This is a genomic window from Ruegeria sp. G2, assembly GCF_056533505.1.
In genome coordinates, this window is sequence record NZ_JBQFON010000001.1 from 224,783 (window position 1) to 239,839 (window position 15,057).

A 15,057-nucleotide genomic window follows, 5' to 3' on the forward strand; every position below is an offset into this window, starting at 1 on the left:
AAGACGGGATCAGCACTTTAGCGCTGCGGTCAAGTCATCGCGTTTATTGAGCGGGCCGAGATCAGCGGTTTGCCAGCCGTTTTGGTATGAGACGCTGATGATGCGCGTCCAGTTCGCGTTTGCAACGATTAACTCTGGGGCACCGTCGCATTGACGTAGGCCACCCGAGATGAAGTCCTCTCCGATTTTGTGATTGGTAAGGCTGGGGATCGACTGGATTTCGGTCAGGACGCCGTTTTCAAAGCGCCAGATGCGCAGGGTTTTAGCGAGGTGTGGGCGGTCGACATAGGCGATCTCGATATGGCCGTCACCATCGAGGTCGGCGGCGCCGATGGGGGCAAGCCAACGATTCCGTGTTCCGATATACGGGGTGGCGGCGATCAGACCGCCGCCATTGTAGATTGCGAGCCGGGCACCTTTGTCACGATGGCTTTCAACCACAAGCGCTTCGCGACGGCCGTCATTGTCTATGTCGACAAGACGCGGCTTAATATCTTCAAAGACCCGTTCCATGGGCAGGCGGATTGTGTATCGCGCCGAGTTGGGTACGTATTGCAATACAAGCGCACCGTATTCGATCTGATCACCGAGCACGCCGTGCGGGTATCGAGCGGTGGGTTCGGCGTATTCCGCCGATTCCAATGGCTCATACTGCCATGGTTGCTGTGACTGAGCTCTGATCGGACAAATCCCCAGCGCGATTGCTAGGGCCATGACCGACCAGGAAGGCATCAGATTTGTTTTTCGGGCATCTGGACAACCAGCCCGTCCAGCGCATCGGTGACCTTGATCTGGCAGGTCAGGCGCGAGCGCTCAGTGTCGGGCTCATAGGCAAAGTCCAGCATGTCTTCTTCCATGTCGTCCTTGGCTGGGATTTTCTCGACCCAGTCAGGGTGAACATAGACATGGCAGGTCGAGCAGGCGCAGGCGCCACCGCAATCGGCCTCAATGCCGGGAATATTGTTGTCACGGGCCCCTTCCATGACTGTCAGTCCGTTGGCGACCTCGACTGTATGTTCGGTACCGCCATGCTCGACATAGGTGATCTTTGCCATTGCGTGCGTCTTCCTTTTTCGGTTGTCGAACTCTTCCTTAGTGAAGGGAGCCTGATGTTTCCAGTCTCATTTGCGTCTCATCGTATTGAGCTTGGATTCTCCTGGTGAGAATTCCATTTTTGTTCTCATCGCTGCTTTGATTATGAAAGGGTGCATTATTAATTTGCGTCCCTTCGGCGCTGTATCTGTTTCAACGCGGCGTCCACCTTAAGCTGAACCATTTGTTTGCCGATTTCGCGCGTCGCGAGGTCAGGTTGACCGTCGAATCCTGCGCTCCAACCAGGAGGAACCGGTGCTCGTGAGCGACCGACTTCATCTGCATTGACATACATGAGCTCGGAGGTGTCCCGCAACGCAGCATGATTGCCGATTTGCTCTGCACTGAAACCTTGATCTTCCAGAAATGCGATCTGGCCATTTTTCTCATAATAGTCAGAGACATGCTGAACGATTACCCCGGTTGTCGCTAATTCAAGGCTGGTTGAAGTGGCGGCACGGGACTGCGCTGCCTGATTTCCCCCGCTGTCGCCGATCAGGAGGATCTCCTTGAACCCGTGAGAGGCGAGGCTGCGGATTGTTGCTTCTAGCACCTGCTGAAAGACCGGTTCGGGCAATGAAATTGTACCCGGCCATTGCATGTGTCCTGTGGGGTTGGGGGCAACGTCACCTTCAGGTACATAGCGGATCACCGGTGCGATCAGAGTATTGCCCAGTTGTTCGGCAATTTCCCGACTGGCATATTCGACAACGAAATTGTGTTTTCCCAAAGTGACGTCGGGACCATTCTGTTCGGTTCCTCCTGTGGGAATGATGATTGTTCTGTAGCCTTCCTCAAGCGCGGCATACACTTCTGGCCAGGTCATATGTTCAAGAAAAAGATCGTTGGTCGGGTCTGACTTTTGCTGTATCCACATCAAGCTGGCGGTTATGAGCACTGCCCCGACAATGCACACCGCCCAAATGGTTCTGCGCAAACGTGCCTGGCACATATTCATTCCTTTTATAAATGATGATGGAACCCACTAATCGGGTCAGGACAAAGACAACGAATTCACCGATTGAACAAGATCCCCTGGGATTTTTTGTCCCCGTGATCCCCCCTTAGCTCGGCATGCAGCGCGCGACCTGCCTGAACGCCGGGGCGGGTGCCCATCATATCCAACCAACGAGCGAAATGCGGTTTGTCCTTCAGTACCTGCTGCTGACCCTCCCACAAGCTCGCCCAGCCCCAGATCGACATGTCGGCGATCGAGTAGAAATCGCCCGCAACAAATTCATTTTCGGCCAGGCGCCGGTCCAGAACGCCGTATAGACGCCCGACCTCGGTGCGATAGCGGTCTTTTGGATAGGGCAGGTCTTGCGGCGGCTCCAGTTTCGGGGCGTATTTCAGGAAGTGATGCGCCTGACCGGCCATGGGTCCAACGCCGCTCATTTGCCACATCAACCATTCCTCGACTGCAATCAGGTCGCGCTCAGTTTTGCCATAAAAGCGCCCAGTCTTGCGGGCGAGATACATCAGGATCGCGCCGCTTTCGAAAACGGAAACGGGCTCGCCGTCGGGGCCATCCGGATCGACGATAGCGGGCATGCGGTTGTTAGGAGAGATTTTCAGGAATTCAGGGTCGAACTGGTCACCTTTGCCGATGTTGATCAAGTGGGTTTTGTAGGGCAGTTCCATCTCTTCCAGCGCGATGGACACTTTCCAGCCGTTGGGCGTGGGCCAGAAATACAGATCGATCATGGGGCCTCCTCAGGTTGAAGCGATGATGAAGCTTTTTGAGCAAACGGCAAGAGCCTGCTCGGGCCATTTACGAAAGCGTGACCCGAAGCGGGACGGGCTTGACGAGGCCTGGGACGGGGCGTAAACGCATGCCTACCACGTGGCGATTTGTTACCGGATTGCGGGCCACGCTAAACAACACCGCTAAAAGGTCAGGATGAAAGACCCCTTTCGCTTGGCCGCGTCTGGGGTTTTTTGTTTGCCTCCCAAGCGGGGCTGAAAGGAATGAGATGAGCGAGAGCTGGAACAAACGCACCCAAGCAGTCCATGGCGGCATCCGTCGCAGTCAGTATAATGAGGTCAGCGAGGCGATCTTTCTGACCCAGGGGTTTGTCTACGAAAACGCCGAGCAGGCCGAGGCCCGGTTTATCGAAAGCGGCCCGGATGAATTCATCTATGCCCGTTATGGCAACCCCACTGTTTCGATGTTCGAGCAACGTATAGCATCTTTGGAAGGCGGCGAAGATGCTTTTGCCACCGCCTCGGGTATGGCGGCCGTCAATGGTGCGCTGACCTCGATGCTGCAGGCGGGCGACCATGTGGTGTCGGCCAAAGCGCTGTTTGGGTCCTGTCTGTATATCCTTGAAAACATCCTGACTCGGTTCGGTGTTGAGGTGACGTTTGTGGACGGTACCGATCTGGCCGCATGGGAGGCCGCGCTCCGACCTGACACCAAGGCGGTGTTCTTCGAATCCATGTCGAACCCGACGCTTGAGGTGATCGATATCGCCGGAGTGTCGAAACTGGCCCACGCGGTTGGTGCCGTTGTAATCGTAGACAATGTGTTCTCGACGCCGGTGTTCTCGCGCGCGATCGAGCAGGGCGCGGATGTGGTTGTCTATTCGGCAACCAAGCATATTGACGGGCAGGGCCGCGCGCTGGGCGGTGTGATCATCGGCACCAAGGATTTCATTCGTGGCACGGTCGAACCCTACATGAAACACACCGGCGGTGCACTGAGCCCGTTTAACGCCTGGATCATGGTCAAAGGTCTTGAAACCATGGCCCTGCGCGTGAATGCGCAGGCAGACAGCGCCCAGAAGATTGCTGAGGCGCTTGAAGGGCATCCCGCACTAGAAAGGACACTGTTCCCTGGTCTTAAGACGCACCCGCAGAACGCATTGGTGCAGGATCAGCTGGGCGGCAAAGGCGGCACGGTTCTGTCGCTGGATATCAAGGGCGGCAAAGCCGCAGCGTTTGCGTTCCTGAATGCGCTAACGATCCCCGTGATCTCGAACAATTTGGGTGACGCCAAGTCGATCGCGACGCATCCGGCCACCACCACGCATCAGCGCCTGAGCGAAGAACAGCGCGATGAGTTGGGTATTACGCCCGGCCTGATCCGCCTGTCGGTCGGGCTTGAGGATGCCGGGGATCTGCTGACGGATATCCAGCGCGCGCTGGAGGTATCTCAGGGCTAGCGCCGCGCCGGGAATTCATGGTCAGGCGGGTGTGAACCGCCTGATCCGGCGCTTTTGGTTGTAATGTGACGATTTCTCGCCTCGAATTTCGATCCGGGCTGCTATCCCGCGCGTATCGTTCAGGACTGGTAATTAAACCTCGGTGGTATATAACCGTCGGCCTAGCAAGGGATCCGTGCCAATGAACATTCATCCGCGCGACATCAACGAGACACCCGATCACGATCAGGCCGCCGCAGCGCTAAAGGTACTGCGGGAATGGGCGAAATCGGCCTCGGCGGTCGAAATCAGCCAGCTTGATCCTGCGGTGGCGCAGCTTGTTCCGGGGCTGTCTCAGGCGGAATATCCTGCTTTGTCGCGCGACTATCCCGAAAGCTTTGAGGCAGATGTAGCCTACAGGGCCAGCTTGCCCGATTTGCAGAACGGGCCGTCCAGCCTGATCCGGGGGTCGAAGCAGCAGATCCAGCATGTCGGCATCTCGAATTTTCGCCTGCCGATCCGGTTCCACCGCAAAAGCGGTGCCGAGCTGACACTAGAGACCTCGGTCACCGGATCTGTCAGCCTTGAGGCCGAAAAGAAGGGCATCAATATGTCCCGGATCATGCGGTCTTTCTACAAGCACGCCGAGCGTACCTTTAGTTTTGAGGTGATGGAGGCAGCGCTGAACGACTATCTGTCCGATCTGGACAGTTTGGATGCGCGGATTCAGATGCGGTTTTCCTATCCCGACCGGATCGAGAGCCTGCGTTCGGGATTGTCCGGTTACCAGTATTACGACATCGCGCTGGAACTGGTTGATCGGGGCGGAGAGCGTCTAAAGATCATGCATCTCGACTATGTCTATTCGTCCACATGCCCCTGTTCACTGGAACTTAGCGAACACGCACGCGCCACACGTGGGCAGTTGGCAACGCCGCACTCGCAGCGTTCAGTCGCGCGCATTTCGGTCGTGGTAGATTGCAACGCGGATTGCCTGTGGTTCGAAGATCTGATCGCGCTCTGTCGCCGTGCGGTGCCGACCGAAACGCAGGTGATGGTCAAGCGCGAGGATGAACAGGCATTTGCTGAGCTGAATGCGGCCAATCCCATTTTCGTTGAAGATGCCGCGCGTCTGTTCTGCGCCGAGTTGCAGGCCGATCATCATGTCGGCGATTTCCGCGTGATTGCCAGCCATCAGGAAAGCCTGCACAGCCATGATGCGGTCTCGATTTTGACCGAAGGTCCAACGTTCGAAACGGCTAGTCTGGACCCGCGTTTGTTCACGACGCTGTTTCATGTGGGCTGACTGACCCCACGGAAGCTGCTGGAAAAACGATCATAAATCCCGCATGGGCGCTTTTTTGCCGCAATGCAGCAAATAATGCTGCATTTGCACCTCAATTTGCGATAGGTTGCCCCTGAGTGCAGCTGCTGCGCCTCCGCAAAATCCGGATGGTGCAGCCCGAAAGGAAGCCGGGACGTGCAACGCCTTGGACCGCCAACCTGCAAATCCGCCCGGACGATTGGGGCGGGTGGAGTCTTTTACTCATTTTCCCGCTGCCTCGGTTTTATCAGGAGAGACATGCAATGAATCCGATTACTCAACCGCTTGAGTTTCATGCAGCGGCCATCCGGATGGCCGGTTACGCAATGGCCAGTCAGATTGAGATCATGCAGATCATGACCCGCGCCGCTTTTGATCTGCCGATGACATCTCTGCACGGACTGAAGACAGTCGAGGCACCCGCACCGGTTGCCCGCAAAGCGGCGACACCAGCAAAACGAAAGCCAGCCAGGCCGGCTGCTAAAACCAAGGTTGCAGCAAAGCATAAAGCCGAGCCGAAAACCAAAGCGGCACCTAAGCCAAAGGCAGCGGCTAAGTCTGCGGTGGTACCCGTGCCGAAAGCGGCGGCTCCTAAGGTTGCGGCCGCTGCACCCATGGCGACCCCTGCGGCCAAGCCGGCTGTGAAAACAGCACGGGCCAAGGCCATGATGCCTGTGAAACCCGCCTCGAAATCGGCCAAGCCAGTATCAACGGCGGCCAAGGCGGTCGCGGAGTTCAAATCCTCCGCGCAGGCCAAGGCACAACCGGTCGCCGCAGCGCCGAAAGCGTCGGCAAAAACGGCAAAAGCTGGGCCCAAGGCACCTGCGGCAGCTAAGCCTGCCCCCGCAAAGCCCGCGCCGGCCAAAGCTGCGCATCAGGTCACAGTGGCCCCGAAACCTGCCGCAGCAAAGCCTGCGCCGCAGAAACCGGCAGCTGCGTCGGCTGAGCAGGCCAAACCAGCGCAGCGTCGTGCACGCGCCCCGTCGAAGCCACCCGCGATGCCGGGCTCTGAGGCAAAATCCGACAGTTAACGCCGATCATCTGCTTGACACCGTCGGGTTGGCGCGCCAACGCTGCCCGCCATGATGGATCTTCGCCCGGTCGGATATGTGATTGGCCTGCTGGTCGCCATTCTAGGGGCGACCATGCTGCTGCCCATGCTTGTCGACATGATCGAGGGGCGGGGCGAGTGGCATGTTTTCTTTGAAAGCGCGATCATCACACTGCTGACCGGCAGCGTTCTTGCGATGAGTTGTTCGAACGGGGTGGGCGAAGGTCTGACCATCCGTCAGACCTTTTTGCTGACTTCGGGCGTCTGGGTGGCGTTGCCGGTTTTTGGCGCCATACCCTTTGTATTCGGCGAGACCGAGCTCCGCTTTGTTGATGCTTATTTCGAGGCGATGTCGGGGCTGACCACCACCGGGTCGACTGTGATCTCGGGGCTGGATGATCTGCCACGTGGCCTGTTGTTGTGGCGGGGGGTCCTGCAATGGCTGGGTGGCATTGGCATCATCGTTGTCGCAATGGTGTTCCTGCCCGAACTGCGCGTAGGCGGAATGCAGATCTTCCGCTCGGAAGGGTTTGAAACCATGGGGAAGATCCTTCCTCGTGCGCAAGAAATTGCAGGTCAGATTTCCCTGATCTATGTCGTTCTCACAGTGGTCTGCATCCTCGTATATGCCGGTCTTGGGATGAACTTCTTTGACGCTCTGGTCCATGCGCTGACCACGATTTCCACCGGCGGGTTCTCTAACTATGATGCATCATTCGGGACTTTTTCGGGACCTGCCGAATACGCCGCCGCCGTTTTCATGATCCTCGCGGCCTTGCCATTCGTACGCTATGTCCAATTTGCCAATGGCAATACGAGTTCGCTTTGGCAAGACAGTCAGATCAGGGCATTTCTGGCAACGATTGCGGTTCTTGTGGTTCTCATGTCGATATTCCTGACATCGGTCTTTCCACACCATTGGGAACAAGCGTTCCGCGAGTCGCTGTTCAATATCACTTCGATCATCTCGGGTACCGGCTATGCCAGCGTTGATTATATGGGCTGGGGCAGCTTCCCGATCATGCTGTTCTTCCTGATCGGCCTAATTGGCGGTTGTGCGGGCTCTACCGCATGTTCGATCAAAGTGTTCCGCTATCAGTTGCTGTTTGCCTCGATCAAAACGCAGATCAGCCGCATCCGGTCTCCGCATGGTGTGTTCGTGCCGCGATATGACGGGCGACCCATCGGGCGCGATGTTCTGACCTCGGTCATGAGCTATTTTATGTTCTTCGCACTTTCGATGGGGGTGCTGTCATGGGCTCTGGCATTGACTGGACTGGACTTTATAACCTCGGTTTCGGGTGCCGCAACTGCACTGGCCAATGTGGGTCCTGGGCTGGGTGATCAGATCGGCCCTGCAGGAAACTTTGCCGGGCTCAACGACAGCGCGAAATGGATGCTTATTGTAGGTATGTTGGTTGGGCGGCTAGAGCTGCTTGCCGTTTACGCAATATTTACTGTTCAATTCTGGAGAGACTAATGAAGCGACCGCTTGGTGCGCAGATATCGCATATGTTGAAAGATCGCGGCGTTGATGTGATTTTTGGAATTCCCGGCGTTCATAATCAGGAAATGTACCGTGGTATCGAAGAAGCTGGCATAACGCATGTACTGGCGCGCCACGAACAAGGCGCTGGGTTCATGGCTGATGGATACGCGCGCGCTTCTGGCAAGCCTGGTGTGGCTTATGTGATCACCGGTCCTGGCCTGTGCAACATCATGACGCCAATGGGCCAGGCCTATTCGGATTCAGTTCCAATGCTGGTGTTGTCCTCTTGCCTTGACGATGTTCAGTCACGGCGTGGACAGTTGCACCAGATGAAAGATCAACGCGGCGCAGCGGACACCGTGGCAGACTGGTCCTGCCAGGCAGACGATGCTCAGGCCGCATATCTGTTGGTTGAACGAGCGTTCGAAGACTTTGAGTTGTCGCGACCACGGCCCAAGCATATCCAGATCCCGATCGCTCAGCTGGAAGCTGAAGCTGAGCCGGCACCATTCCCTAACCAACCAGCCTTGCGTACCAAGGCGTTGCCGCCCGATGTCGCTCCTGTTTTGTCTTTGCTCAATATTGCGCAGCGGCCATTGTTCATTCTAGGCGGTGGTAGCCGCTCCAACCTGTGGCGGCAGATCCTGACGGAGCTAGGTGCTGCCTGTTTCACCACATTTGCCGGACGAGGGCTTGTTGGGGCCAACTATCCGCTGGATTTCGGATCGATGTTGCCTCGTCCGGGCAGCGCCGAGGTCATCGCTTCGGCCGATCTTGTAGTTGTTGTCGGGGCAGAGCTGGGAGAGGTTGATTTGTGGCGTGATCGATTGGGCCATTCCGCCCAGCTGGTACGCGTTGATATCGACCCCGAAGTGTTGTCCGACCACCATAGGGCGACAGTCAAGATTCAGGCTGATGGCGAAAGCTTCGCATATGGGTTGTGGCAATCCGTCGAAAAGGTTCAACCGGCAGGCGGATGGTCCCAGGATGAAGTAAGTGAGGCACGCGCGCGCTGGCGTGCGGAAATAAACGCCGAACTACCGGGCATCGTTCAGGTGTCCGACGCGCTGTGCGAGGCGATGCCGGTCGAGACGATGATCTATTCGGATATGACGCAGTTCGCTTATGTCTCGAAAGAAATCTGGGACATGCATTATCCTTATCACTGGCATCACCCGACTGGGTTCGGCACGCTGGGATATGCTCTACCCGCAGGCATCGGTGGCGCCATGGCGCGACGTGGAAAACCCACAGCGGTGATCGCGGGCGATTATGGTTTCCACTACACGATGCAAGAGCTTGGCGTCGCAGTGGAGTTGGGCCTGCCTCTGCCGATTATTCTGTGGGACAATGGCAAGCTGAAAGCGATCGAAGACAGCATGGTGCGCAGTCAGATCGCGCCCAACGCCGTGATCGCGCGCAATCCGGATTTCTGCAAACTGGCCGAGGCCTTCGGGGCCCGATCGGCAGAACCGGGTAATCTGGATGAGATGCAGGCGGCAGTTCGCAAGGCGTATACTGCTGACGGTCCAACTCTGATCAGAATTACGCCGGAAATTCTGTGAGGCATGAAAAAAGGCGCTGCACCTCGGTCCAGCGCCTTTTCAGTGATGTCAGATATTCAGTCCCAGCAATGAACTAATACAGTCATTCCACTGGCCCGGCGGCTTAGCTCGTTTGGTGAGATCTGGGTCGAGTTTTGTGCGGTTTGGCCGGAAACACCCGCCTTGTTCAGGACTTCTGTCAGGCGATCGACATTTGCCGCAAGGCTAACCGAGTCGGGCAGGGTGCGCCCCTCAGATGGGGTGGGTAGCAGCATGCCGACCACGTTGCCGCTGTCATCAAAGACCGGCCCGCCCGCATCCCCGGGCTGCGCGGCCAGCGCCAAACGTTTGACGCCATCTTCGCCGTTCAAGCCACGAATATCGGCGATCTCGCCAAAGGTCAGGGTGGGGGCGCCCAAAGCGCCCTCGTAAGAAAAGCCCGAAACCGCAACCTGAGACTGAATGCGGGGTTGGTCTGATTGGAATTCGGCGACGCTGATTGGGGCCAATGTCTGGCTGGGGCGCAGAACGGAAACGCCAAGATCAGCGTCTTGCCACGCGACCTGAACCTCCTGACCACCGTCCAGAGTGATGCGGCTACAGCTGTCGGAAGCCTCCGAAACAGTCAGGACTGTCCCGTTGTTATCGGCGTAGAATCCGGATCGCGACAGTCGCGGTTTGCGGACCTGAAGACCCGAGACCAGATCAATGCGTTGTTCGGCCTCCGCCCCGGCACTGGCATCGAGCACCGCATCCGTGGGGGTGAAGCTAGCGCGCATTGCGGCCATAACGCGGGCGCGTCGCGCTTCATCGCCTTCAGGCCAAACCAGAGTGAATCCCTTGATCTTCCCGTCCTTCAAGGCCGCCTGAGTGTACGAGATTATTCCCTGGCTGCGCCCCTCTATCGTAAAACTGTTACCGCGTAAGGCGCGTTCGCCATCAAGCGGAACAATCTCAAGCGATTGCATCACTTGATACAGCGCCCGAAGGGTGGCGGGTGAACCTTCCTGGCTGATCAACAGCGCTTGGGCGTCCAAATCCGAAGCGGGTTTGAAATGCGCAAAGGGGGCTTCATAGCGGTCAAATGCTAACACGCCCAGAGGCATGTCCAACTCGATCCCGGCTTGAACGTCGGAATATCGCGCCATGCCGACGCTGATCAGCGGTGCGTTGTAGTCGTCCATCAGCGTCTTGCGCTGCAATGTGGTCAGAACGCCAGTTGCCTCAAACCCGTTGAAGCTTTGCCAATCGCTCATCGAGCGACGGGTACCCTGACCAAACGCACCGTCGATGGTCGAGTTGTAGAACCCGGCCGCCTGCAGCGCAGTCTGCAGGTCCTTGCGTTCCTGAGCCGTCAGCAGGCGTTCACCCTGCAAGGCTTCCGAACGCGTTTCGTCTGCGTCCTGCAAGCTTAAACCAATCGCTGGCTGTTCTGGTTGCTGTTCCGGCTGTACGGGTGCGTTGATCACCCCCCGTTCAAGAATGTTGGCTCCAACAGGCCAGAATTGCTGAGCCAGCGCATTGGAGAAAGCGATGAAACTGTCTGACGGTATCTGGCGTTCAGCCCGGTAGACTCGCAATACCTGCTCGGCGTCATCGCGGAGATATGGCCCGATTACAATGGCATACCAGCCCGAGTTTAGGCGAAACCCGTTCACATCTGGCAGGGCGTTTGCGTAAGCCTGAGCACGCTCCTGCGCTTCGCGAAGCGAGGGCTGTGCCTCAATCTGAATCCAAACGCCGGCGTCTTGTTGGGCGAAAGCGGCGCGAAGACCGAAGAAGAGAAAGAATGTAATTACCGTAAATACGCGTGTCATTGTCTGCCCGTTTTATGCAGTGTTTTCACTTTGCCGCAGAGTACGCGGAATCGCGACCCGATGGCCATGCCCGGAATACGGGGAATTCTGGGTGTGGCTGCTCAGCGACAGCCAGTGCCGTTTGGCCCGTTGACGCCCCTTGGTGGCTTGCATAGGAAGGGCCAAACCCACTGAAACAGGGCGCAAATGGCGTCCAAGGGAAATGTCATGACCGAACCCAAAAGCACTCCTCGTTCATTTCAGGAGATTATCCTGCGGCTTCAGACCTATTGGGCGTCGAAAGGCTGTGCGATCCTGCAGCCCTATGACATGGAGGTTGGCGCGGGTACGTTCCATCCGGCAACCACCCTGCGCGCGCTGGGATCCAAGGCTTGGGCCGCGGCCTACGTTCAACCCTCACGCCGCCCGACGGACGGGCGCTATGGCGAAAACCCAAACCGGTTGCAGCATTACTATCAGTATCAGGTGTTGATCAAACCCAGCCCGCCGGATCTGCAAGAGCTGTATCTGGGCAGCCTTGAGGCCATCGGTATCGACATGGACCTGCACGACATCCGGTTTGTTGAAGATGACTGGGAAAGCCCTACTCTGGGCGCGTGGGGACTGGGCTGGGAAGTTTGGTGTGATGGCATGGAAGTCAGCCAGTTCACCTATTTCCAGCAGGTCGGGGGCCACGACTGTACGCCGGTTTCGGGCGAGTTGACCTATGGTCTGGAACGTTTGGCGATGTATGTACTGGGCATCGATCATGTGATGGATATGCCGTTCAACGATCCGCAATCACCCAGTCCGCTAACTTATGGCGACATCTTCAAGCAGACCGAAGAGGAATACGCCCGCTGGAACTTTGATGTGGCCAATACCGAGGTCCTGCTGCGCCACTTCGAAGAGGCCGAGGCCGAATGCGCGTCCATTCTGGCGCAGGAACATGATGACCCGAAGACGGGCAAGCGCATCATCATGGCGCATCCTGCATACGATCAGTGCATCAAGGCCAGCCACATTTTCAATCTGCTTGACGCGCGAGGCGTGATCTCGGTGACCGAACGGCAGGCCTATATCGGTCGCGTCCGCGCATTGGCCAAGCAATGCGCCGATGCGTTCGTGCAGACCGAGGCCGCCGGGTTCGAGGTTTTATGCAACGCCTAGGCCAGACCGGGCAACAACGCCTTCAGGCCGTCTGCGATCATGCTGATTGCGATGGCCGCAAGGATCATGCCCATGAAGCGGCTCATGATCACGCGGGCATTGTCCGACAGCCGCTTGGCCAGCGCCGAGGCGTTCCAGAATGTACCCAGCAGCAAAGCGACGACAAACAGAAATACACCTGCATAGACAATGGCTTCGACCGGTGTCTTGATGTGATGCGCGTAGAGGACCAAGGTCGTGATCGTGCCGGGGCCGACCAGTATCGGAAAGGCCAAGGGATAGAAGGCAACCGTTTCGGGGGCCGGGTAGGATTTCTTTTCTCCGTCGGTCCCATGGTGCGAGCTGCTTTCGTTTCCGTTCAGCATGTTCAGCCCGATCATCAGGACGACAAGGCCACCGGCGACACGCAGGTCATCGACACTGATGCCAAACAGCCCAAGCGCTTGACTGCCAATTGCGGCGAAGGCTCCACCAAGGATCAAGCAGTAGAGCGCGGTTTTCACAGCCACTTTGCGTTGATCCGAAACGGGCAGGTCTTGCGTAACACTCAGGAACACAGGCAGGTTGGTGATCGGATTCATGATCGCGAACAGCGCGCCGAAAAATCCGACGGCAAGGGTGGTTTCCATGCGTGTAGCCTCGTTTCTGCTCGTACTAGTTTGAAACCTGTCCTATTTTCTGTGAACTTGAAAGAGGCGGCGTAAACGATGACTGGAAAACTGCTTGCGCTGATCCTTGTGATTTCTGCCGTTCTGGCAGGGGCCGGGATGTATTATCTGCAGGTCTATGGGTTCTATTATGAGGTCGAGCCACGCCCGGGCCAGGATGTGGTATTGCTGGCGCGAGGGGCCGAGGCGCCCGAACCCATCGCTTATACTGCGTTCCAGGCCATTGACGCCGACAGCTCTCCGATCCGGTATAGGGCCTGTTTCGAAACTGAGATGATGCCGGATCAGATGGTGGATTTCATCCCTGTCGAGAACCCCGAGCCATTGACTGCGCCGGGATGGTTTGACTGCTACGACGCGGTCGCGCTTGCCGATGCGTTGAAAACAGGGCAGGCGCAGGCCTTCATGGGCGCCAAGAACATCCATTATGGTGTCGATCAGATCGTCGCCATTACACAGGATGGTAAAGGCTACATCTGGCACGCACTGAACAATTGCGGTGAAAAGGCCTATGACGGCACGGTTGTGGGCGAGGAATGCCCACCCAGACCCGAGGGTTGACGCAGATGGGTACGGTTGTTGAAATTCCGGAGTTCCTGACCGCAACGCTGGGCTTTGCGGTTTACCTGTTGGGGGCCGAGATTAACGCCCGCGTTGCGCCCTTGCGCAGCTTCAACATCCCCGAGCCTGTGACCGGGGGCCTTTTGGCCTCGCTGGTGGTGTTGGCTCTGTATCTTGGATTTGGCATTGAGCTGTCATTTGGCTTGACCGCGCGAGATTTCCTATTGGTTCTGTTCTTTGCCGGGATTGGTCTGAACGCCCGTCTGTCCGATTTGATCGCGGGCGGCAAGCCATTGCTATTGCTTCTGATTTTGACACTTCTAACCATCGTCGCGCAGAATGTGATCGGCGCTGCGGGGGCCGTGATGTTCGGATATCCGGCGCAAGCCGGGGTGCTATTCGGGTCTGCTGCGTTGATCGGGGGGCATGGGACCGCGATCGCCTGGGCACCCGAAGTTGCGGATGCCACCGGGCTGAGTGGTGCAACCGAGTTGGGTGTGGCCGTGGCCACATTGGGTCTTGTGTTGGCCGCCTTGGTCGGTGGACCGATTGCGCGGCTGCTGATCGAGGGGCGCGAGCTCAGCCCCGAACGGCCGGGGGAAGAGCATACGGTGGGCTTGCCAAATGAGGTCGACCAGAAGTCCGAGATTGATCATCTGACAATCATGCGGGTTCTGCTGTATCTCAACCTCGCGATCATTTCCGGCGCGATTTTGAGCGAGGCGATCAGTGCGGCTGGGTTAAAGCTGCCCTTGTTCGTGCCCTGCCTGATCATGGGGATCGTGATCGCCAATCTGCGCAGCATGGTCGCACCGAACGCAAAGCCGGTTTCGCGCACACCATCGCTGGCATTGATATCAGAATTTGCTTTAGGCGCATTTCTGGCGATGTCCTTGATGAGCTTGCAACTATGGACCATCGCTGAGCTGGGCCTTGCGATCGCGGTGATCATGACCGCTCAGACGCTGTTTGCAGTCGTGTTCGTGATCTGGGCACTGTTCCCGCTGATGGGATCAAATTACCGCGCCGCCGTTCTGGCCGCCGGGTTCGGAGGTTTCGCATTGGGTGCAACCCCGACCGCTATCGCGAATATGACCGCCGTAACCAAGCGATATGGCCCTTCACCTATTGCCTTTATCGTGCTGCCCCTTGTATCCGCATTCTTTGTGGATATCGCCAATGCCATCGTCATCCAGACGATTGTCAATTTCTAAGGACC

Annotated in this window: 14 protein-coding genes and 1 riboswitch; of the genes, 8 read left to right on the top strand and 6 right to left on the bottom strand. The window is 57.3% G+C overall.

Going from position 1 to position 15,057, the window contains the following annotated elements:
- Positions 1-9 precede the first annotated feature (9 nt).
- From ACR0DU_RS01125 to ACR0DU_RS01140, 4 genes are all read right to left on the bottom strand, one after another.
- Positions 10-714 carry an FG-GAP repeat domain-containing protein gene (locus ACR0DU_RS01125; RefSeq protein ID WP_480872007.1) on the bottom strand — a complete coding sequence of 235 codons (705 nt, stop codon included), beginning with the start codon at positions 712-714 and terminating at the stop codon, positions 10-12.
- Between the two features lie 17 nt (positions 715-731).
- The gene (locus ACR0DU_RS01130) at positions 732-1,055 is read right to left on the bottom strand and encodes a 2Fe-2S iron-sulfur cluster-binding protein (protein WP_010439247.1); all 324 of its coding nucleotides are present in this window, start codon (positions 1,053-1,055) and stop codon (positions 732-734) included.
- A 158-nt stretch (positions 1,056-1,213) separates the two neighbouring features.
- The gene (locus ACR0DU_RS01135; RefSeq protein WP_480872009.1) at positions 1,214-1,918 is read right to left on the bottom strand and encodes a creatininase family protein; all 705 of its coding nucleotides are present in this window, start codon (positions 1,916-1,918) and stop codon (positions 1,214-1,216) included.
- 188 nt (positions 1,919-2,106) lie between these two features.
- Positions 2,107-2,796, bottom strand: a complete 690-nt coding sequence (locus tag ACR0DU_RS01140) for a glutathione S-transferase N-terminal domain-containing protein (RefSeq protein WP_480872011.1) — start codon at positions 2,794-2,796, stop codon at positions 2,107-2,109.
- 129 nt (positions 2,797-2,925) lie between these two features.
- A riboswitch (SAM riboswitch) is annotated at positions 2,926-3,003 on the top strand.
- Between the two features lie 62 nt (positions 3,004-3,065).
- On the opposite strand from ACR0DU_RS01140, the gene metZ reads away from it, so the two are divergent.
- The 5 genes from metZ (at position 3,066) to ACR0DU_RS01165 (ending at position 9,664) form a co-directional block, all read left to right on the top strand.
- Entirely contained in the window at positions 3,066-4,256 is a 1,191-nt protein-coding gene (gene metZ, locus ACR0DU_RS01145) for an O-succinylhomoserine sulfhydrylase (protein WP_480872013.1), read from the top strand.
- Positions 4,257-4,437: 181 nt separating this feature from the next.
- Positions 4,438-5,541 carry a GTP cyclohydrolase FolE2 gene (gene folE2 / locus ACR0DU_RS01150; protein ID WP_480872015.1) on the top strand — a complete coding sequence of 368 codons (1,104 nt, stop codon included), beginning with the start codon at positions 4,438-4,440 and terminating at the stop codon, positions 5,539-5,541.
- A 281-nt stretch (positions 5,542-5,822) separates the two neighbouring features.
- Positions 5,823-6,590, top strand: a complete 768-nt coding sequence (locus ACR0DU_RS01155; RefSeq protein WP_480872016.1) for a hypothetical protein — start codon at positions 5,823-5,825, stop codon at positions 6,588-6,590.
- Positions 6,591-6,641: 51 nt separating this feature from the next.
- Positions 6,642-8,090 carry a TrkH family potassium uptake protein gene (locus ACR0DU_RS01160; protein ID WP_319546907.1) on the top strand — a complete coding sequence of 483 codons (1,449 nt, stop codon included), beginning with the start codon at positions 6,642-6,644 and terminating at the stop codon, positions 8,088-8,090.
- Positions 8,090-9,664, top strand: a complete 1,575-nt coding sequence (locus ACR0DU_RS01165) for a thiamine pyrophosphate-binding protein (protein WP_480872018.1) — start codon at positions 8,090-8,092, stop codon at positions 9,662-9,664. The genes ACR0DU_RS01160 and ACR0DU_RS01165 overlap by 1 nt, the downstream gene beginning before the upstream one ends.
- A gap of 56 nt (positions 9,665-9,720) precedes the next feature.
- Here ACR0DU_RS01165 and ACR0DU_RS01170 read toward each other — a convergent pair whose 3' ends face one another.
- Entirely contained in the window at positions 9,721-11,460 is a 1,740-nt protein-coding gene (locus tag ACR0DU_RS01170; protein WP_480872020.1) for a serine protease, read from the bottom strand.
- Between the two features lie 207 nt (positions 11,461-11,667).
- Here ACR0DU_RS01170 and ACR0DU_RS01175 point away from each other — a divergent pair, with 207 nt between their 5' ends.
- On the top strand, positions 11,668-12,609 hold the full coding sequence (locus ACR0DU_RS01175) for a glycine--tRNA ligase subunit alpha (protein WP_480715163.1): 942 nt from the start codon (positions 11,668-11,670) through the stop codon (positions 12,607-12,609).
- On the opposite strand, the gene ACR0DU_RS01180 is transcribed toward ACR0DU_RS01175, so the two are convergent.
- A complete protein-coding gene (locus ACR0DU_RS01180) occupies positions 12,606-13,238 on the bottom strand; it encodes a MarC family protein (RefSeq protein WP_480872022.1) in 633 nt (210 codons plus the stop codon). The genes ACR0DU_RS01175 and ACR0DU_RS01180 overlap by 4 nt on opposite strands.
- Before the next feature lie 78 nt (positions 13,239-13,316).
- Between ACR0DU_RS01180 and ACR0DU_RS01185 the strand changes: the two genes are divergently transcribed.
- Entirely contained in the window at positions 13,317-13,838 is a 522-nt protein-coding gene (locus ACR0DU_RS01185) for a DUF6446 family protein (protein ID WP_480872024.1), read from the top strand.
- 5 nt (positions 13,839-13,843) lie between these two features.
- Positions 13,844-15,052, top strand: a complete 1,209-nt coding sequence (gene gltS / locus ACR0DU_RS01190; RefSeq protein WP_480872733.1) for a sodium/glutamate symporter — start codon at positions 13,844-13,846, stop codon at positions 15,050-15,052.
- Positions 15,053-15,057: the final 5 nt, after the last annotated feature.